Origin of the sequence: Rhodococcus sp. G-MC3, from assembly GCF_030063335.1 — a bacterium.
Taxonomy (GTDB): domain Bacteria; phylum Actinomycetota; class Actinomycetes; order Mycobacteriales; family Mycobacteriaceae; genus Rhodococcoides.
The window spans coordinates 98,554-117,305 of record NZ_JASISW010000010.1 but is presented as its reverse complement, the minus strand read 5'-3'; the positions used below and the strand labels follow the sequence as shown (position 1 = coordinate 117,305).

The 18,752-nt window shown below is 64.3% G+C and carries 22 protein-coding genes; 11 read left to right on the top strand and 11 right to left on the bottom strand.

Features of this window, described 5'->3' with window-relative positions:
* Window positions 1-11 precede the first annotated feature (11 nt).
* The gene (locus QMK17_RS13490) at window positions 12-794 is read right to left on the bottom strand and encodes a DUF2470 domain-containing protein (RefSeq protein WP_283509773.1); all 783 of its coding nucleotides are present in this window, start codon (window positions 792-794) and stop codon (window positions 12-14) included.
* 107 nt (window positions 795-901) lie between these two features.
* Between QMK17_RS13490 and QMK17_RS13485 the strand changes: the two genes are divergently transcribed.
* The gene (locus tag QMK17_RS13485) at window positions 902-1,597 is read left to right on the top strand and encodes a hypothetical protein (protein ID WP_283509772.1); all 696 of its coding nucleotides are present in this window, start codon (window positions 902-904) and stop codon (window positions 1,595-1,597) included.
* Between the two features lie 77 nt (window positions 1,598-1,674).
* Here the strand turns inward: QMK17_RS13485 and QMK17_RS13480 are convergent, their stop codons facing one another.
* Complete coding sequence (locus QMK17_RS13480; RefSeq protein ID WP_283509771.1) at window positions 1,675-2,247, bottom strand: TetR/AcrR family transcriptional regulator; 573 nt, start codon at window positions 2,245-2,247, stop codon at window positions 1,675-1,677.
* 157 nt (window positions 2,248-2,404) lie between these two features.
* Here QMK17_RS13480 and QMK17_RS13475 point away from each other — a divergent pair, with 157 nt between their 5' ends.
* The 3 genes from QMK17_RS13475 to QMK17_RS13465 all read left to right on the top strand — a co-directional run bounded on the left by QMK17_RS13475 (window position 2,405) and on the right by QMK17_RS13465 (window position 4,562).
* Window positions 2,405-2,839, top strand: a complete 435-nt coding sequence (locus tag QMK17_RS13475; RefSeq protein ID WP_283509770.1) for a hypothetical protein — start codon at window positions 2,405-2,407, stop codon at window positions 2,837-2,839.
* A 131-nt stretch (window positions 2,840-2,970) separates the two neighbouring features.
* Window positions 2,971-3,900 carry a prephenate dehydratase gene (pheA, locus tag QMK17_RS13470; RefSeq protein ID WP_283509769.1) on the top strand — a complete coding sequence of 310 codons (930 nt, stop codon included), beginning with the start codon at window positions 2,971-2,973 and terminating at the stop codon, window positions 3,898-3,900.
* A complete protein-coding gene (locus tag QMK17_RS13465; protein ID WP_283509768.1) occupies window positions 3,897-4,562 on the top strand; it encodes a histidine phosphatase family protein in 666 nt (221 codons plus the stop codon). The genes pheA and QMK17_RS13465 overlap by 4 nt, the downstream gene beginning before the upstream one ends.
* On the opposite strand, the gene QMK17_RS13460 is transcribed toward QMK17_RS13465, so the two are convergent.
* From QMK17_RS13460 to QMK17_RS13445, 4 genes are all read right to left on the bottom strand, one after another.
* Complete coding sequence (locus tag QMK17_RS13460; RefSeq protein ID WP_283509767.1) at window positions 4,559-5,395, bottom strand: ESX secretion-associated protein EspG; 837 nt, start codon at window positions 5,393-5,395, stop codon at window positions 4,559-4,561. The genes QMK17_RS13465 and QMK17_RS13460 overlap by 4 nt on opposite strands.
* Complete coding sequence (locus QMK17_RS13455; RefSeq protein WP_283509766.1) at window positions 5,396-6,667, bottom strand: PPE domain-containing protein; 1,272 nt, start codon at window positions 6,665-6,667, stop codon at window positions 5,396-5,398.
* A gap of 33 nt (window positions 6,668-6,700) precedes the next feature.
* Window positions 6,701-7,003: a PE domain-containing protein gene (locus QMK17_RS13450; RefSeq protein ID WP_283509765.1), complete on the bottom strand. Its 303-nt coding sequence runs from the start codon at window positions 7,001-7,003 to the stop codon at window positions 6,701-6,703.
* A gap of 140 nt (window positions 7,004-7,143) precedes the next feature.
* Window positions 7,144-7,710 (bottom strand): histidine phosphatase family protein, encoded by a 567-nt coding sequence (locus QMK17_RS13445; RefSeq protein ID WP_283509764.1) that lies wholly within the window; start codon window positions 7,708-7,710, stop codon window positions 7,144-7,146.
* A 226-nt stretch (window positions 7,711-7,936) separates the two neighbouring features.
* On the opposite strand from QMK17_RS13445, the gene QMK17_RS13440 reads away from it, so the two are divergent.
* Together QMK17_RS13440 and QMK17_RS13435 are read left to right on the top strand one after the other, a co-directional pair.
* Window positions 7,937-8,131, top strand: a complete 195-nt coding sequence (locus QMK17_RS13440; protein ID WP_283509763.1) for a CbtB domain-containing protein — start codon at window positions 7,937-7,939, stop codon at window positions 8,129-8,131.
* Window positions 8,122-8,937 (top strand): CbtA family protein, encoded by an 816-nt coding sequence (locus QMK17_RS13435; RefSeq protein WP_442972757.1) that lies wholly within the window; start codon window positions 8,122-8,124, stop codon window positions 8,935-8,937. The genes QMK17_RS13440 and QMK17_RS13435 overlap by 10 nt, the downstream gene beginning before the upstream one ends.
* A gap of 201 nt (window positions 8,938-9,138) precedes the next feature.
* On the opposite strand, the gene QMK17_RS13430 is transcribed toward QMK17_RS13435, so the two are convergent.
* The gene (locus QMK17_RS13430; protein WP_283509762.1) at window positions 9,139-9,471 is read right to left on the bottom strand and encodes a metallopeptidase family protein; all 333 of its coding nucleotides are present in this window, start codon (window positions 9,469-9,471) and stop codon (window positions 9,139-9,141) included.
* A 13-nt stretch (window positions 9,472-9,484) separates the two neighbouring features.
* Complete coding sequence (locus QMK17_RS13425; protein ID WP_283509761.1) at window positions 9,485-10,555, bottom strand: septum formation family protein; 1,071 nt, start codon at window positions 10,553-10,555, stop codon at window positions 9,485-9,487.
* Between the two features lie 34 nt (window positions 10,556-10,589).
* Here QMK17_RS13425 and QMK17_RS13420 point away from each other — a divergent pair, with 34 nt between their 5' ends.
* Together QMK17_RS13420 and serS are read left to right on the top strand one after the other, a co-directional pair.
* Complete coding sequence (locus QMK17_RS13420; RefSeq protein ID WP_283509760.1) at window positions 10,590-10,982, top strand: ankyrin repeat domain-containing protein; 393 nt, start codon at window positions 10,590-10,592, stop codon at window positions 10,980-10,982.
* A gap of 11 nt (window positions 10,983-10,993) precedes the next feature.
* A complete protein-coding gene (gene serS / locus QMK17_RS13415) occupies window positions 10,994-12,247 on the top strand; it encodes a serine--tRNA ligase (RefSeq protein WP_283509759.1) in 1,254 nt (417 codons plus the stop codon).
* A 57-nt stretch (window positions 12,248-12,304) separates the two neighbouring features.
* Here serS and QMK17_RS13410 read toward each other — a convergent pair whose 3' ends face one another.
* Entirely contained in the window at window positions 12,305-13,555 is a 1,251-nt protein-coding gene (locus tag QMK17_RS13410) for an NAD(P)/FAD-dependent oxidoreductase (RefSeq protein ID WP_283509758.1), read from the bottom strand.
* A 52-nt stretch (window positions 13,556-13,607) separates the two neighbouring features.
* On the opposite strand from QMK17_RS13410, the gene QMK17_RS13405 reads away from it, so the two are divergent.
* Window positions 13,608-15,524: an amino acid permease gene (locus QMK17_RS13405; protein WP_283509757.1), complete on the top strand. Its 1,917-nt coding sequence runs from the start codon at window positions 13,608-13,610 to the stop codon at window positions 15,522-15,524.
* A gap of 84 nt (window positions 15,525-15,608) precedes the next feature.
* Here QMK17_RS13405 and QMK17_RS13400 read toward each other — a convergent pair whose 3' ends face one another.
* Window positions 15,609-16,034: a hypothetical protein gene (locus QMK17_RS13400; RefSeq protein ID WP_283509756.1), complete on the bottom strand. Its 426-nt coding sequence runs from the start codon at window positions 16,032-16,034 to the stop codon at window positions 15,609-15,611.
* A gap of 150 nt (window positions 16,035-16,184) precedes the next feature.
* On the opposite strand from QMK17_RS13400, the gene QMK17_RS13395 reads away from it, so the two are divergent.
* A complete protein-coding gene (locus tag QMK17_RS13395) occupies window positions 16,185-16,979 on the top strand; it encodes a helix-turn-helix domain-containing protein (RefSeq protein ID WP_283509755.1) in 795 nt (264 codons plus the stop codon).
* Between the two features lie 50 nt (window positions 16,980-17,029).
* On the opposite strand, the gene QMK17_RS13390 is transcribed toward QMK17_RS13395, so the two are convergent.
* Window positions 17,030-17,893 carry a hypothetical protein gene (locus QMK17_RS13390; RefSeq protein WP_283509754.1) on the bottom strand — a complete coding sequence of 288 codons (864 nt, stop codon included), beginning with the start codon at window positions 17,891-17,893 and terminating at the stop codon, window positions 17,030-17,032.
* Window positions 17,894-17,971: 78 nt separating this feature from the next.
* Between QMK17_RS13390 and QMK17_RS13385 the strand changes: the two genes are divergently transcribed.
* Complete coding sequence (locus QMK17_RS13385; RefSeq protein ID WP_283509753.1) at window positions 17,972-18,721, top strand: lysophospholipid acyltransferase family protein; 750 nt, start codon at window positions 17,972-17,974, stop codon at window positions 18,719-18,721.
* The last annotated feature ends 31 nt before the right edge of the window (window positions 18,722-18,752 follow it).

Genomic DNA, 18,752 nt, shown 5'->3' with positions numbered 1-18,752 from the left:
CTGCCCGAGCGTCAGCCTCGTGTGCGTAGGCCGTTCAGAAAGGGGCAGCCGGCGAGAACTCGCAGTGCGCGGCTCAGCGCCATCGTGTCGTCCACCGGTTCGGCGAATCCGAGCCGGACGTCGTTGTCGCCGTAGTCGCTCTCGATGCGCAGGCGGATCCCATAGCGATCGATTCCGAGGGGGCGGATTCGTCCTTGGCGCAGCGACGGCGGCAGCCGCCGTGCGAGCTGGTTGACGAGGACGGTGTGGTCCTCGTCGAGGTGTTGAAGCCAGCTGGTTTCCAGCTCCCAAAACGGGTCGGGCTCGGCGGCCAGGAGGTCGTCGACGGCGACGGGCTCTGCGCCGGTGCTGTCCGCGACGACTGCCGAGGAGAGGATCAGGCGCAACAGCACCGTGGTGTGCCCGACGTCCAGCAGTGCGGGATGCGGATGCTCGGCAGCCACTGCCCCCGCCATCGGCCGCATGAGCGACTCCGGCACGGGGCGTAGCTCGCCGCGCAGCCACACCAGCGAACGGACCGGCTCGCGCAACGCCAGTGGTGCATGGTCGGTCATCTCGAGGACGGCCGGAACCCCTGCACGGGTCGAGCGCCACGCTAGGGCGCCCATAGCTGGATTCGATGAGCCGAAATGCCGGGGGACTGCCACGATGACTTCACCGTTGGAGCGCAGATGGTGGAGAGAGGTGACGACGGGTTCGCTGCCCTCGATCGCCAACGCCGCACCTTCCGCACGCGCACAGGCGCTGCGAACTCTTTCAGCGGTGGACGGTCCGGCTGTCGCGGTACCGATCATGGGCTCCTCCGATACGTGAGCAAGTAGGTGAGGCAAGCCTAAGTTAGTTCATCCTTGCCTGCATCGCAAGTGTTCGGCCCGAACAATCGCGGTCTAGCGTGATGGGAATGTCCGTTCCGTTGACGCTGGGAGTGCCCCACCGACCCGACCCGCAGGCGCTCATCGCAGGTCTTCTCCAGCAGCGATACAGAAGGCAAGAGACGCTATCGACGACCGTCTCAGCGGGGCCGAGGGTGATCGCGGCATCCGATCTTCTGCTGGTTCCAGCAGGCGCCGATCTCGGTCGCATCGTCGTCGACCTCGACATCGATCCTGATGAGCTGAAGCGAGACGCCGTCGCCACCTATGAAGTGGTTCGCTTCCACATCGATGTCGACGAGAGCACCATGCCCGACGCCCTCGCGCTGCGACTGCCGTCTCCGCTCGTGGTCTTTCCCGAACTTCTCGACGCATCGGCGCTGGACGTCGTCACCGCGATCGCCGACGCGCACCGCACCCCAGGATTCGCGGCATCGGCGTCGCCGCGCCACATCGCCGCCGTGCTGGCAGTCGTCGCGCATGCCGAGGTCGGCTTCGTTGCCCGGGCATCGTCCGGGGTGGAGGTGCTCGCGATCCTCGGGGCCACCGTCGCTGCTCTGCGCGGGGACAACATCCCCGCTGCGCTCGCCGGGCCCGATCTCGCGGCGCTCGCCGCATTGAGACCGGAGGCCGCCGAAGCGGTGCGCACCGTCTTGCTCGGGATCGAGATCGACGACGCTGCGGCCGCGCACCGCGATCTTGTGACGGCCGGGCTGGCTACGTAGATTCTGCCGGTTTCGACATTGTTCCGGCGCAGCAGCTCGGCGGCAACAGAGTTCGAACTGGTACCTCGAACGGGCGCCTACTGCGGTGCCAGCGGCGTGCTGGCAGTATCGACAACCATCCGCCTGACGGTGCTCAATACCTGTTCACGTGTCCGGCCGGGATGGTCCGCGTGAAGTAATCGACTGCCGATGGCTACGCAGAATGCGATCAGGCACCGTGCCTCCAGCTCGTCGGCATCGGCGCACTGATCAGCGAAGGCATTGCGCAGCAGGCTCATTCGTTGGTTGTCCACGTCTCGAAGGCGGTCCGCAACGGTCGGGTCCTTTCGAGCCCACTCCCGTACGGCCATATCCACCGGCAGGCGTTTCTCGTCGAAGGTCAGTTGCCCCGCCAAGACCGCCTGCGACTTCCGGTCTCCTCCGGCGTGTTCGATAATGGCGAGCACCTCGTCGACGCTCTCCGTCCGCCAACGGTCGAGCATCGCGTCAAGGACGGCCTGTCGGTCTGGAAACGAGCCGTAGAACCCGCCCTTGGTGACGCCGATCCGTTTGGCGAGAACTTCCACACGCACCGCGTCGGAGCCGCCTTCGACCAACACGGCCAAACCCTCATCGATCCATCTCGCTCGGGTGGTTCTCGCTGTTCCCATTGGATATCTCCCACCGCTATACGGCACCGTATATTCTCGGTATTCTCACCGTTGTACGGAACCGTACAACGGTGGGGAGTCGATCGTGTCGAAGTCGAGAGTTCGCGCGGGATCAGTCACAGCCCTATCGGTGAGAGGCCTCGTCGGGTCGGATTCGATGCCCGAATCCGTGCTCGCGAGGTCGCCGATGACGGCGGACTACGTCGACCACTTCGCAGTCTCAGCCGACATTCGAGGGACTGCGGAACAGTACGCACGGGCCATGTTCGGAGACGTACCGTCGGCTGCCGAAAGATTCATTTGGCGCGGGTTGCTACAGCTGCGGTTGAGTAGCGGGGCGTCTTCGCAGGCTGTCGCCGGCTGGCGCATTGCAGAGAATTCGACGTCATCGATTCGACTCGAATCCAGATCGCACTCTCTCACGGTTCATCTGGTGGTCTTCGCCGCCGCCGGTGAATTCGAACTGACCACATTCGTCCGGTACGACCGACGGTTCGGGAAGTGGGCATGGGAACCCCTCTCGGCTATCCACCGCAGGCTTGCGCCTTCGCTGCTGATGGGTGCGATATCGGGCACGACCGCAGAATCCTGAGGCATTCAGCGCTGAGAGGATGCCCACACCAGCTCATGCCGATCTGCAGACGCGTGCCTCGAGGTCGGTCACCGGTGTTGTGGAGCCGATTTACGAGGGCAACGTCACGCCGAACACGTAACCTCGTGATCGTGCCAAGAATCGCGTACTTCGGTCCATCGGGAACGTTCACCGAGATGGCATTGAGCCAGTTCGAGTCCGATGGCGTGTTCGCCGAACTCGGGTACACCGGCAATGCGGAGCGGATTCCGCTCAGCAGTCCGCCGCTCACGCTGCAGGCGGTGCGCGATGGCTCAGTCGATGCCGCCGTGGTGCCGATCGAGAGTTCGGTGGAGGGTTCGGTGTCCCCGACGCTCGATGCCCTCGGCGCCGGCAGCAGGTTGCAGATCCTGGCCGAGACCGAGATCGATGTCGCCTTCGCTATTCTCGGCGCACCTGGAATTGCCCTCGCTGACGTCCGATCGATCCGGGCGTATCCCATTGCGGCAGCTCAGGTTCGGCTGTGGATCGAGGAGAACCTTCCTGGCGTCGACGTGCAGTTCGCATCGTCCAATGCCGCTGCGGCAGAGGATGTTGCTGCGGGTCTCGCCGACGCCGCGGTGTCGACCCCACTTGCAGGTGCGCAACTCGGTCTGCCGACGCTCGCAGCAGGCGTCGCGGACATCGAGAACGCACGCACGCGGTTCGTGTTGGTCTCGTTGCCGCGACCTGCGCCGACGCCTACCGGTGCGGATCGAACGGCTCTCGTGCTGATGCCGGATAACGTTCCCGGGGTGCTTCTCAGTGCGCTGGCCGAGTTGGGGATTCGCGATATCGACCTCACGCGCATCGAATCACGTCCCACCAGAACAGAATTCGGGACGTATTGGTTCTACGTCGATTGTGCCGGGCATATCGACGACCCCGCCGTCGGCGAGGCTCTGCGCGCATTGCACAGCAAGATGAAACTTCGGTTCCTCGGGTCGTGGCCCGTCGCCGCGGGAACAGGACGTCGCCCCCCGTCGTTGGAGAAAGAGATCGATTGGCTCGCGCAGTTGCGTGAAGGAAAGGGAGACCTGTGACCGGAAAGCTCGTACTCGTACGCCACGGGCAGACATTTGCAAACGTGGACAAGATTCTCGACACGAAGCTACCCGGCGCAGCGTTGACCGATCAGGGACATGACCAGGCCCGGCGGTACGGCGAATCGATCTCGGCCACTCCGCCGAGCATCCTGATCTCGTCCCTCGCGCTGCGAGCTGTGCAAACAGCAGAGCATATCGGCGCCGCGACGTCGGTCGCACCCGAGACGCGAGATGGTATTCACGAGGCGCAGGCCGGTGATTGGGAAGGTCGAGGCGACGACGACGCGCACAAGGAATTTACCGAGATCTACGGACGCTGGCATGCCGGTGACCTCGATGCACGGGTTCCCGGCGGCGACAGCGGTCGCTCGATCCTGGATCGCTATGTGCCCGTACTCGATTCGCTTCGCGACCAGTATCTGACATCGCCCGACGCTGCCGACGTGATCGTCGTCAGTCACGGTGCGGCAATTCGGCTTGTAGCCGCGGTTCTCGCCGGAGTGAACGGCGAATTCGCCGCCGACAATCATCTCGACAACACCGAGACGGTCGAACTGGTGCCCACCACCGGCGGTGGCTGGTCGTGCGTCCGCTGGGGCACATTCGAGCCTCCGTTCGAGGGCAAGGGAAGCCAAACTGCAGACAACCCGATCAGTTAGCGTCCCGACCATTCCACGAGTTCTGCCAAAGCGGACTTCACTCGCCCGTCGGTGCCTGACGACAGTGTCGACCACCGTCGACCGTCGGAGGCGGTACTCGACGTCGCGAGTATCCGGCCGCGGTGCGTGTCGAAGAACGCGACGAGATGGTGACTTGCTCTCCGAGTGCCTGTTCCGTTCTTCACCGAGGTTATCTCGGCGTGCGAGGAGCACGTGCTCATCGCCGCGGCCAGATTCCGCGCCGCGTCCTGTTCGATGCCGGTGTGCGCCAACCTGGCCGCGGTGGCATTCACGTCGAACGGGGAGGCGTCGAGGGCTTCGGACAAAAGATCGGTCGGCGCCGAGATTTCCGTTCGCGACAGCACGCCCTGGAAGTCCAGTCCTTGCCCGCAGCCCAGCGCGTCGAGTAGATGTGCCGGTTGATCGGCGGCCGCGGAACGGACGACGAGTGGCGAGCCACCCGACCGCCGGGCCACCACCGAGCCGATTGTGCTGGTTGCAAGACACACTCTGGTGATCGATGTGTTCTCGTCCACCGGGCGAACGATCCCTCGTCCCGAGACATACCAGTCGGGTTGCTCGAGGATGCGCAACCAGGCTTCCAGGTCGGGGTGCACACGTCCCCCCGGCAGCAGGCCGTCGGCGTCGAGCCCGTCGCGCCCTCGCTGAAGGGCAGCAGACCGCTCCGCCGCATTGTCGTATCGAGGAAACACGTCGAGAACCACCGGTAGCTCGACGACGTCGAGCACGTCGACCAGGTAGTCGAGCCGATCGGCATCCAGATCGGCGGAAGAGATGGTGTGACCGAGCGGCTGAGTTCCCAAGTCGATCAACTATTTGTTCCAGTTCGGGTCTGCGCCGATGACCGATGGTGCAACCGTGCGGCCGTCGGCGAAGTGCTCGAACTGCCTCAGGTAGCCGGGGGTCTCGTGTTCTACCTCGTCGTTCCCGCTGTGGTTGGCACCGCCGTGGTTGGCCCCGCCGTGAGTGCCCCCGCCAGGTGATCCGGGCTGCGCACCGCGGGAGGCGGTTGCTCCGTCGGTCTGGGCGCCGAGCATCGGCGACGGGTTGGTGGCTGTGCCCGCCCGTTCCGCGCCCGACAGGCCCTGTGCGCCCGGTGATCCCGACATCGGGCTTCCCAGCTTCCCCGAGCCCGAAGCGGGCGAACCGAACCCGCCACCACCGACCCCACCGCCTCCCGAAAGCACGCCGGCAGACACCGCCCGTGTCGAGGCTGGTGCGGCGGCCCCGCCCGACATGGGTGAACCGAGGTGCGGTGATACCGACCCTTGGGATTGGGGGTTGCCGGAATTCATCAGATTCGACGCTGCCGCGCTGCCGATATTGGTAGCCGCCGAGGCGACGGTGGTGACCGAGGAGCCGGCGACCGACCCCGCGGTGCTTGCCACCTGGCCCGCCGCGGATGCCAGAGCTGGATTCTGCAAGGCGGAACCCACCGCGGCGAGCGCGGCCTGAGCCGGCGTCGTACGGGCGCCGAAGCCGAAGATGCTTGTCTCCTCGGTGGATTCGGCATCGGCGATATCGCTGCCTGCGCCGGAGCTGTCGCCGTTGACGATGGTAGGCGGCCGATCGAACGAGACGTTCCAGGCGAGCGGCGTGGTCGCAGCCTCGTACGCCTCCATGACAAGGCCGGCGCGGACATCCATGGCGCGATCGGCGACCTCCATCGCTTCGGCGCTCCCATTGAGCGCTCCGCCCGAGGTGTACGCGGCGGTTTTCGCGGCCTTGACGGCGATGATCTCCGGCAGGCTCGGCATCACCACCGCAGCTGTTGTGTAGGCGGCCGCCTCGCCGCCTGCGAGTGCGGCGACCTGAGCCGCCCTGGCGGACGTTCCCTGCGTCCACGCGAGGAATCCGCCGAGCCTGGCCTGCGCAGCATTTGCTGCCTCGCCTTCCCACCCTGCAGCGAGCAGTGCCATCACGCGTCCGACGGTGATCGATGCGTCCGCGTACGACGCGGCTACCGACTGCCACGCAGCGGACGCAGCGGCCAGAGGTGCAGCCCCTCCTCCGGCCATCAGCGTCGTGGAGTTGACGGTGGCGGTGCGCGGCAACCAGACCACGCCGGTGACTCCGAGTGTCATTTCGCTACTCCCGTGTAGATCGAAGGTGGTGGGTCAGTTGCCCAGTGAGCGGCCGTGTTCGAAATCCACGTCGCGGTACGCCGAAGCCTGCGCACGGAGTGCTGAAGCAGTTTCGATCAGTTCGTTGATGGCATCGGCTGCCGCGGGCGAGAACGATCCTGCCGAATGACGGAAGAAGCGGTTCGCGAGCAGCGACACTTCCTCGCTTCCCGACGGAATTGCCTGGATCGGTAGCGACACCGCCGCCAGGCTGGCTTGGAGCCGCGCGGCGGCTGCATCCAGGTCGGCGGCGGCTGCCTCCAGGGCAACTGGGTCCACTCGCACCGTTCCCGGCATGCGCATCTCCTCGAAAGTCCTTGTTCCCAGAGAAGTGATCTTCTCCAGCCGCGGTCGCGAGCGCAGCAGGAATGAAAATGCGCTCTCGTAGGGATTGGACGCGGGCTGCATCCAATCGGTTCCATCGGAGAGAAAAAACTTCAGCGAAGAGTTCGGGCGACCGAGCGAAGGGTCCATCGACCGCCGCGAAAGTTCACGCTCGTCGACGTCAACGGTGGGATATCGACACGCCAGAACGACGACGGCGGCGCATCGAGGGTGTGGATGACCACTGCCCTGACGACTGCAGGGTGGGTGACGGCGACGATCCTGCACTGCTGCGAACTCACCCGGTCCATCCAGCGTGCAACCCGTGCCAACACTCCGTCGATCGATTCACCGTCCGGCGGGAGAGTGGCAGTGTCGGTGAGCCAGGCGAGAATGTCGGGCTCGGCCACATCGTCCATCGTCGACCCCGCCCAATGGCCGTAGTCGACATCGGTGAGATCGGCGACGACCGCACCTCTGAGTCCGAGGCCTTCTGCCGTCTGTTGTGTTCGCCGCTCGGGCGCGACAAGAACGGTGTCGACACGATCGGTGTAGGTGGCACGACCGAGTTCTCGCATCCCCCCTTCGTCGACGGATTCGTCGGCGTTGAATCGTCCGTGACGCATCGCGGCGGTCACGGCATGTGTGACCAGGGAAAGTCTGGTCGCCGACGACGTCACGAGATGCTCCGCATCCCGGTGACTCTAGTTGCGGGTCACTCTGCTTGCGATTGACAGCACCACGAGGCGGGTGCCACAGTTCGCTGGTAAGTGCGACATGTGCAGGTAATCCGGTGCAAATCCGGAGCGGTTGCGCCACTGTGATCGGAATACATCCCGAGAGCCAGAAAACTCATGTGCCGCTGACGTTTCTAAGGGACGCACAATCCCAGGAGGCAACACCGAAATGGCAACAATCTCTCAGCCCAGCAACGTCACCGAGTCGGCGGCCCTCGCCCTCGCTGTGGCCGCGGTCGTTCTGCTCGCATTCCTCGTGCTGTACCTGGTCGGCTTCGATCAGGGTGCCATCTCGCGCAGCGGGATGTACATGCACGAATTGATGCACGACGGACGCCATCTGCTGGGTCTCCCATGCCACTGACCAACGCAATGCCGGGCAAAACGGTCGCGGGGCTCCAGGGCACGTTCGTTCAGCTACTTCTTCGCGGGCTGCTCGCCGGTTTGATCGCGGGCCTGCTCGCAGGTGCTGTCGCGTTCACCATCGGGGAGCCGCACATCGACTCCGCCATTGCGATCGAAGAGGCCGCAGGCGCCGCCGAACACTCGGCGGAAGCGGCCGGTACGCACTCGCACGGCGATGAAGCGTCACTCGTCAGCCGAGACGGCCAGCGCGGCGGACTGTTCCTCGCCACCGCTTTGGCCGGGCTCGCACTCGGTGCCATCTTCGCGACAGTTCTGCACTATTCCCGACGGTTCACTGCGTTGTCCGGATCGGCGCTTGCACTGACTGCCGGCGTCCTCGGTTGGGTCGCGATCGAAGCTGTCCCGTTCTTCAAATACCCGGCCAACCCGCCTGCCGTCGGCGATCCGGACACGATCAACCAGCGAACCTGGCTATGGCTGGCAACCGTCGTTCTCGGGCTCGTCGCCGTCGCGGTGGGGATCTACGTGAGCAAGCTCGTCGCCAGACAACACTCGCTCGCGCTCAGCGTGGCAGCACCCGTTGTCTCATTCCTGGTGATCGCCGGGCTCGGTTACGTCCTGCTCCCCAGCATCAACGAGGTGGGAGAGGACTTCCCGGCGACCCTGCTGTGGGAGTTCCGGCTGTCCTCCCTCGCCACCCAGGCAACGCTGTGGCTAGCACTCGGGCTGGTGTTCGCCTACCTCACCGATCGGGTGGCCGTGAAAGCTCAGGCGTCGCGGCAGTCGGTTTCGGTCGCTGCGTAAGTTCTGGCAGCGCTCTTTGGGCATGAATGGACCATCACAACGGCTAGACGGTTGTGATGGTCCATTCATGCGTTCGGGGGCGGGCCCGCGTCCGGCATCAATGGGCCATCGCAACGGTCAGACGGCTTGAATGCGCCATTCATGCCGAAAACCTGGGCGGCCAAAAATTCTGAGCTGCCGAAAACCTGAGCAGCCGAAGCCCTAGCCGAACCCGAGTTCGTGTAACCGCTCGTCGTCGATGCCGAAATGATGACCCACCTCGTGCGCGACGGTGATGGCAATTTCCCGCTTGGCGGTGGACTCGTCGTCGACCATCTCGAGGATCGGTTTGCGGTAGATGGTGATGACGTCGGGTAGGTGACCGCTGTACTCGTAACGATCGGTCAGCGCGACCCCTTCGTACAGGCCGAGGATGTCCTCGGTCGGGTGCTCTTCTTCGACGAGGACCACAACATTGTCCATGTGGTCGGTGATGTCGGTGGGAAGGGTGTCGAGTGCGTCGCCGACGGCGTTTTCGAACTCGGCGCGGCTCATGTCGGTGGGGATGTCACCCTCCCGTGGTGATCGGGGCTGCTCCCGGCAGCGGGGTGGGTAGTGCTCTGCCGTCCGGCGCCGCGGGCGGAGGCGCCGGCGGCTGACCGTTGATGAGGATGTCGCCCTTCGCGCTGCCGGTGATGGTGGCGAAACCACCCTCGTCGAGTTCCTTGCCGATCGAGCAGCTCACCTGGCGGCTACCGGCGAGCCAGCTGGTGACGTCGATGGTGTTCCAGAACATCGTCAGTGTCTTGTCGCGGAGTGCGGTGTCGGAGCCGAGGTACGCGGTGACCGCGTCGGTGCAGACCTGTTCCAGGTAGCTGTCCTGATCGGCTTCACTGGGGATGCCGGTGGGAAACCGCTGCTGGAGATCGATGATCGACGCAACTTCGAATGCGTGCGCCTGGCTGCACTCGACAGGGTCAGCAGGCACGTTCTGGTTGATGCCGACGCATGTTCCTACATCCCAGACATTCGATTGATCCTGGTCGAGGACGGACCCGGTCATTTCCTGGGGTATTCCGGTGTTGGCCGACTCCTGAATGCCGCAGCGCAGCGTCCGCTCTCCCGACGCCCAACCGGACTGGCTGGGGAACATCAGGCCAACGCTGAATTTGCCGTTCGGATCGAACTTCGTTCCCAGGTAGTCGTCGACGGCCTCGGTGCAATGCTCGTCGCGCAACTCGCTGAATCGCAGTGCTCCCGGGTATGCGGATCCTTTGGCGAACTCGATGCCAGGGTAGGTGCTCATGTCGACGTCGAGTGCGACTTCGAAGCGATGGGGATTGGCGCAGGACACCTCGGCGAGATCCTGCCGGTCGGTCTCGGGGTCGTCTGTCGGCGTCCAGTTCAGGCAGGTGCCGGGATCTGCCGACCCGAACGTCTTCGCTGTCACCGGTCCGTCCGTCGCCGGACCGGCCACCGAATGGGTCGCGATCTTCTCCGGCTGGGAGAAGCCGCCCGATACGAAGGCAGTGACGGCCGCGGCAGCTACCGCGCCGACAGCGACCAGCGCGAGTCCTCGACGCGCGACGTGCGCGGAGACCGTGCGTTGGTTCTTCTTCTCGGGCTTGCTTGCAGACATCGCCTTCCATTGTGCCCGAGTATGTTCTTTACTTATGACGGCCCCACAAGATGACCAGTCTCTTGCAGAGCTTGCTGGACGGTTGTTCACGATGGCTCGCACCGGCGACACCGAGCCGCTGCGCGCGTATCTGGAGGCGGGCGTTCCAGTGGATCTGAACAACGAATCGGGTGACACCCTCGTGATGCTCGCTGCCTATCACGGGCATGCGGAGACGGTTCGTGCGCTGGTCGAGGCTGGTGCGGATGTCAATCGAGCGAACGACAAGGGTCAGACGCCGCTCGCCGGAGCCGTGTTCAAAGGCGAGGACGATGTGGTGAAGGCACTCGTCGACGGCGGCGCCGACCCGAGCGGCGGGCACCCGTCGGCGATCGATGCAGCTCGCATGTTCGGACGCGAGGACTACCTGGGGTTGCTCGACAAGTAAGGTTTCGTCCCGTGATCGACCTCAAGTTCCTCCGCGAAAACCCTGACGTTGTCCGTGCTTCGCAACGCACCCGCGGCGAAGACCCCGGTCTTGTCGACGTGCTGCTCGAGGCCGATTCCTCTCGTCGCGCCGCGGTGTTGGCCGGGGATCAGCTTCGCGCCGAGCAGAAGGCACTTGGCAAGAAGGTCGGCAAAGCGTCTCCCGAGGACCGTCCGGCGCTGCTTGCCGGTGCGTCCGAACTGGCCGCGCAGGTCAAGGCGGCCGAGGTGACCCAGAACGCGGCCGACGCTGCGCTCGACGTCGCTCAGCGTGCCCTGTCGAACATCGTGCAAGAAGGCGCTCCCGCAGGCGGCGAACAAGATTTCGTGCTGCTCGAGACCGTCGGCGAGATCCCGACGTTCGACTTCGAGCCGAAAGATCACCTCGAGCTCGGTGAATCGCTGAACCTGATCGACATGGAACGCGGCGCCAAGGTATCGGGTTCGCGGTTCTACTTCATGACCGGTTACGGCGCTCTCCTGCAGCAGGGGATGCTCCAGCTCGCCGCGCAGAAGGCCGTCAAGAACGGTTTCACGATGATGATCCCGCCGGTCCTGGTTCGTCCCGAGATCATGGCGGGAACCGGCTTCCTCGGCGCCCACGCCGACGAGATCTACCGACTCGAAGCGGACGATCTCTACCTCGTCGGAACTTCTGAGGTCGCGCTGGCCGGGTATCACTCGGGCGAGATCATCGACCTGTCCGACGGCCCGAAGCGCTACGCGGGATGGTCGTCGTGCTTCCGGCGCGAGGCCGGCAGCTACGGCAAGGACACCCGCGGCATCATTCGCGTCCATCAGTTCGACAAGATCGAGATGTTCTCCTACATCAAGCCCGAGGACGCAGCGGCCGAGCACAAGAAGTTGCTCGAATTCGAACGGGAAATGCTTGCTGCGGTAGAGCTTCCGTATCGAATCATCGACGTCGCCGGCGGCGATCTCGGATCCTCGGCAGCACGTAAGTTCGACTGCGAAGCGTGGGTTCCGACGCAGAATGCGTACCGCGAGTTGACGTCCACGTCGAACTGCACCACGTTCCAAGCGCGCCGCCTGGGTGTTCGGTACCGCGACGAGAACAACAAGCCGCAGATCGCCGCAACCCTCAACGGCACTCTCGCCACAACGCGGTGGATCGTTGCGATCCTCGAGAATCACCAGCAGGCCGACGGCACCGTGCGGGTCCCCGAGGCCCTCGTTCCGTTCGTCGGGACGGACGTTTTGCGCTGACGCACGTGAGCGGAAATACGTCTCCTGCGACGTATTTTCGCGCACATACGAAGTCGCCTACAGCGTGGGTTTGACGTCGTCGGACCACGCGATCCGCTTGGGATCCCCGTAGCACTCGACGATGGCCGAGTGGTCGCTGTCGAAGTAATCCCACGCCCAGGACAGGAACGCGTCGACCTTGCTGTGCGCGCCGCTGAGCAGGGCCGCGTGGACGCCGAGCCAGGCCGCGAACGCAAGTGGGCCTTCGACTTGATGGTGGTGCGGACCCACCTCGGCGACGGCGGCACCGCGTCCGATCATCGCCATGATGCCCTTGTCCTTGTAGGCGAAGGGTTTCTTCGGTTTGCCCGCTTCGGTCAGCAGAATGTTGTGCGCCGTCCACAACCCGGCCTGCTGCGCGACGGACCCCAACTGCGGCAGGGTTTTACCGTCGGCCCCCGGAATATTGGCGACGTCGCCGACGGCGTACACCTCGTCGAACGTGGAGACCGTCAGATCCGCGAGCACGTCGATGCGTCCGCCGTGCCCCGGCTTTGCCTGCCCGCTCGAGGCGATCGGTGACGCCGACTCGCCGCCCGCCCAGATGACGGTGTGCGAGGCGATGCGCGATCCATCGCTCAGCGCCACTCCGTCGGCATCGACGGACGTCACGCCGACACCGAGCCGTACCTTCGCTCCGTGCTGGACAAGTTTGTTGTGCGCGTACTCGTGCGACTTGTCGCTGAACGGCGCGAGCAGTGCCGGACCGTGATTGACGAGCCACGCCTCACCCCGACCGCCCGGGTGATTCATCTTGCGGAGGGCAGTGAACAACTCCGCGAAAGCGCCTGCGGTCTCGACGCCGGTCGGTCCGCCGCCGACGATGACGACGTCCAGTGGGTCGTGCTCACCGCGAAGCACCTCGCTGACGTGGTGGCGGAGAGTCTCGGCGTCGGCGACGGAGTACAGCGGGAACGAGAACTCTTCGGCGCCCGGAGTGCCGAAGAAGTTGGCGGTTGCGCCTGCCGAGAGAACGAAGTGATCGCCTGAGATCTTCTCGCCGCCTGCAGTCAAGCACCGTTCGGTGAAATCGAGGTCGGTGATCTCGGCCTGTACGACGCGCACCGAGTCCATGCGCTCGAAGATCGAGGCCAGTGGCCTGGCCACATCTTCGGCGGGGAGCTGAGAGGTAGCGACCTGATAGAGCAGAGGCTGGAACTGGTGGTAGTCGTTGCGATCGACGATCGTGACGTCAACGCCTTTGCGTCCCAGTTCGTTCGCACATGCAATTCCGGCAAGTCCGGCACCTGCTATCACCACGTGAGTCATGGGTCCAACAGTAGTTGCGCTGCGAAGTCGCGTAGGGGTTTACGCTCTGCTGATGGTGCGTCTGCGGTCGTGGCTCCTGAGTGACATCACCGAGCAGCCGTCAGGCCATCTCGGCCCATATCGAAAGCCCACAAAGGTCGAGCACACTCATCCGTGGTGGAAGGTGATGTGCCTGACGGGTGTCGACTACTTCTCGACGCTCGGCTATCAACCAGGGATCGCGGCGTTGGCTGCGGGTACGTTGGCGCCGCTGGCGACCGTCGTGTTGATTCTGTTGACGCTGTTCGGTGCGCTCCCGGTGTACCGGCGCGTGGCTCGGGAGAGTCCAAACGGCGAGGGATCGATCGCGATGCTCGAGAAGCTGATGCCCAAGTGGGGCGGAAAGCTGTTCGTGCTCGTTCTGCTCGGGTTCGCCGCCACCGATTTTCTCATCACGATGACGCTCTCGGCGGCTGACGCATCGGCGCATGTTATCGAGAATCCTTTTGCTCCAGCCAGTTTGGGTAGCGCTCAGGTGATCATCACGCTGGTGCTTCTCGCTCTGTTGACTGCTGTGTTTCTCAAAGGGTTCACCGAAGCGATCAGTATCGCCGTCACCCTCGTCGGGTCGTTCCTGGCGCTCAATCTCGTTGTCGTGGTTGTGGGTTTCTGGGAGATCGCGCAGGCGCCGTCGCTCGTGACCGACTGGCGAAACGCTCTCACGGCCGAACACAGCAACCCGTTGATGATGATTGCCGTCGCCCTGATCGTGTTCCCGAAGTTGGCGCTCGGGCTGTCCGGATTCGAAACCGGCGTCGCAGTGATGCCGCAGATCGACGGCGGTTCGAAAGACCAACTTGCCGGACGCATCCGCGGCGCGAAACGACTGCTCACCACTGCAGCGTTGATCATGAGTGGATTTCTGCTCACCTCGAGCATCATTACCACCGTGCTGATCCCGGAGAAGGAATTCGAGGGCGGTGGGCAGGCGAACGGGAGAGCGCTGTCGTATCTGGCGCACGAATATCTGGGCGAGGTGTTCGGCACTGTCTACGACGTCAGCACGATCGCGATTCTGTGGTTCGCCGGGGCGTCGGCGATGGCGGGTCTGCTGAATCTGGTCCCTCGTTATCTGCCCAAGTATGGAATGGCACCGGAGTGGGCGCGGGCGGTGCGGCCCCTGGTGCTGGTGTTCGCGGTGATCGCGTTCGTCGTGACGATTTACTTCAAGGCCAACGTCGACGCCCAAAGCGCCGCGTATGCGACGGGCGTTCTGGTCCTCATCACGTCGGCGTCGGTGGCCGTCACGCTCTCGGCCGCTCGCCGCGGTCAACGGGGGAGGGTCTGGCTGTTCGCTGTTGTGGCAGTGATTTTCTTGTACACCACCGTGGCCAACATCTTCGAGCGGCCCGACGGCGTGAAAGTCGCATCGTTCTTCATCCTGGCGATTTTGGTGGTCTCGTTCTGGTCGAGAGTGACCCGATCGTTCGAATTACGTTCCACTTCAGTCGAATTCGACGAGAAGGCCCTTGAATTCATCGAGGAAGCTGCGAAGCAGGGCAGAATACAGATCGTCTGTCACGATTCGCGACACCTCGACATCGAAACCTACGCGGCGAAGGAAGCCCAGCAACGCGCCGACAGTCATATCCCGGAGGAGGATCCAATCCTGTTCCTGGAAGCCAACATCAAGGACGCGTCCGAGTTTTCGACGGATCTGCTCGTGCACGGGCGTCAACGTGGTGATTACAAGGTCCTGTGGGTCGACGCCGCAGCCGTGCCGAACTCCATCGCCGCTGTACTTCTCATGATCCGCGATGCCACCGGTGTGAAGCCCGATGCCTACTTCGAATGGTCCGAAGGCAATCCGGTGGTGAACCTGCTGAGGTTCCTGATCATCGGCGTCGGCGAGGTCGCACCGGTGACTCGGGAGGTGTTGCGGCGGGCGGAGCCGGACATCGACCGTCGGCCGAATGTGCACGTGGGGTGATGTCGGCCCGGGCCGGTGGCATGAATGGCGCATTCAAGCCGTCTAGCCGTTGCCATGGTCCATTCATGCGGGAGGGGGAGGAGGTCAGAAGAACTGGCCGACGACGAATCCCGCGACCAATACCGAAGTCCCACCGATCTCGGCGACCACCAACGCCCACATGAACGCATGGGTCCCGTGCACCGGGTTCTCGAATTGATTGTCGGTGTCCTTGAGGATCCCGTGAACCATATAGCTGCCGATTGCCGCGACGAAAAAGACCACGACCACCACTCCGGCGATCAGGTTCACCGCCGTCGGCAACCCCGAGAACTCTGCCAGCGCAGCCAGAATGAGCGTCGCGAACGAGTACATCAATGCAGCACGGTGCGCGATGTCGACGTATGGATGTGCGAGTGCAGTCGGCGACGTCGCCATCTGCCGAAACTTCCAGACTCCGAGCGCGAGCGCCCACAGCAGCATCAGCCCGGCGAGCAGCAGTAAAACCTTGGTGTCCAACCCCAGCGTCATTCGGTCCACCTCCCCAGGTTGTCACCGTACGCGGAGCTGGTACCCCCGTCCCCCCCGGATCCCGACGAGTCCCCCCGTATCCCGACGCGTTCCCCGGAGCTGCGGAAAACACCCGAGCGTCGATCGGACAATCGTGCCAGGCTTGCACGCATGGTGGATCTGCCGTCAGAGCGACTCGACACTGCCCGCGGCGTGCTGCACACGGCACCCGACGGAGACTTCGATTTCCGACGTTGGGCTCCGCCGGAGGACTTGGCTCCGTACGTGTCATGGATCTGGATGGTTCGGTGGGACAGGGGTGATCGGCCGCCCTACCTACAATCGGTGCTCCCGCACCCCGCCGCGAATTTTGTCGTCGAAGATCGGACCAGTGGACTGTGGGGTCCGCAGAAGACCCGCTTCGACCGCAGCCTCGCCGGCACCGGTCGGGCAATCGGAATTCGCTTCAAGCCGGGCGGGATCGCCCCGTTCACGGACGGTCCCGTCAGTTCCATCGTCGACGTGATGGCCCCGGCACCGCAGGCATGGACGCTCGCGGGCGAGCGCGTCGCCGCAACGGAGGATTCGGCGCAAGCCGTCGGGTTGCTTCTCGATGCCATCGAACTACCTGCCGAGCTCGATCCGAACATCGCCGTCGTGGCCGACGCGGTGGCGCTGCTGGAGAGAGACCGATCCTTCACTCGGGCATCACATCTGGCGGAGCATCTGAACGTGAGTGTGCGCACGCTGCACAGGCTGTTCGCGGACTACGTCGGTCTGGGGCCCGCCTGGGTGATCCGTCGCTACCGTCTGCATGAAGCGACGTCACGGGCGTCGGGAACCGTCGACTGGGCGGCACTCGCCGCTGAGCTCGACTACGCGGATCAGGCACACCTCGTGCGGGATTTCACGGCGATGGTCGGGATGTCGCCCGCGAAATACGCGCTTCGCGCCCCCGAGCGTTGAAATGCGCCCGGTGTTACCGAGGGCGCAGGTCATGACGTGCGCACGGGACGTCAGGCCACATCCCCGATGCAGTAGCCGTTCGCCGCGATGGTGAGGGTGAACACCTGGTTCTGCTCGAACCCGGACACGTTGGTGACGTCGGCGTACACGGTCTTGTAGACGCCGTCGGTGGAGGCGACATACACGCTTTCCGGGTTGTACGACGCCGACCCGGTCAGCCGGCCGGGATTGTTGGCCAGCGGCGGTGCTGTCGGTGCTCCGGTGCCCTGGGGGTCCCAGATAGCGCGGTTCTCGCATACGAGCGGGTAGTCGCCCTCCAGATCGTCAGGGTTGACCGGGGCGCCCGTAAAGCGCCCGAGGTATCGCTCGACGGTGTATTCGGCGTCGACGTCGGAGTACGCGGGCGCGGTGCCCGTTGGGTAGATGCGGGGGCAGGCGTAGCCGGATGTGATGTCGCTGCGCTTGATCGAGACCGTCGACACCGGTCCGGTCCAGGTCACGGCGTACTGCCCGTCGACGCCTGGCGCCGCGGCGGCGTCGAGAATCGATGGGACGTCGGCGTACTGCAGCGCAATCTCGCTCGGCGGAACCGTCCAGCACGGAGGCGTCACCGCGGGGACGCCTCCGGCCTGCAGATCGGTCACGAACGCGCGGAGGGCCGACGTTGCTTGCGGATTTCCCGGGACATCGCCGACGGCAGGTCCGGGGGGAGGCGTGAGGGTTGTGGTCGGTGACTGCGCTGCCGTGGTGGAGCTCTGAGTGCTTGTGCTTTGAGTGCTTGTGTTCTGAGTGGTCGGAGCCGGTGTCGTCTCGGTCGGAATCCCCTGCTGGCCGTCACCGCCGCAGGCGGAGAGTGAGAGAACTACCCCCGTCAGCACTGCGGCGGACAAAGCGATACTGCGAAGCGAACTCATGTTCAGCTGACCTTCCCCACTACGTCTTCTCCCGAGCGTCCTTTTCGCTACAGCCCGATGCGACTACGCTAGCCGACTGTGGAACCCGTCTATCGATCCGTCATCGGCATTGCCCGCGTGGTCTTCGCTTTCGAAGGCTTGAAGTTCAACGTCAAGGGAGAGGAGAACATCCCTCCGACCGGGGGTGCGGTCGTCGCAGTGAACCACACCGGCTACATGGACTTCACGTATGCGGGCCTGCCGCCTCGCAAGGCGAAGCGGTACATCCGCTTCATGGCGAAGAAAGAGGTTTTCGACAACAAGATCTCCGGCCCCATCATGCGGTCGTTGAAGCACATTCCTGTCGATCGCGGTGCGGGTGCCGAGTCGTACAAGGCGGCAGTGTCGGATCTGCGCAAGGGTGAGCTCGTCGGTGTGTACCCCGAGGCCACCATCAGCCGAAGCTTCGAGATCAAGGAATTCAAGTCCGGCGCGGCGCGCATGGCCATCGAGGCTGGTGTCCCGATCATCCCGACGGTCATCTGGGGCGCCCAGCGGGTGTGGACCAAGGGATTCCCGAAGCGATTGGGACGCACCAGCACTCCCATCGCGATCGCCGTCGGCGAGCCGATCGACCCGGTGGGCCCGCCGAGCGAGCTCACCGAGAAACTGCACTCCACGATGCAGGAGATGCTGCTAGACCTGCAGCAGGGGTACGAGCACACCCCGGGCGCCTACTGGGTTCCCGCGCGCCTCGGCGGAAGTGCGCCGACACTGGAAGAAGCAGACAAGCTCGACGCAGACGATGCTGCTGCCAAAGCGGCTGCGCGAGAGGCAAAGCAGGCCTGATCATCTCGCGCGAATCGGCCTACGCTACTGC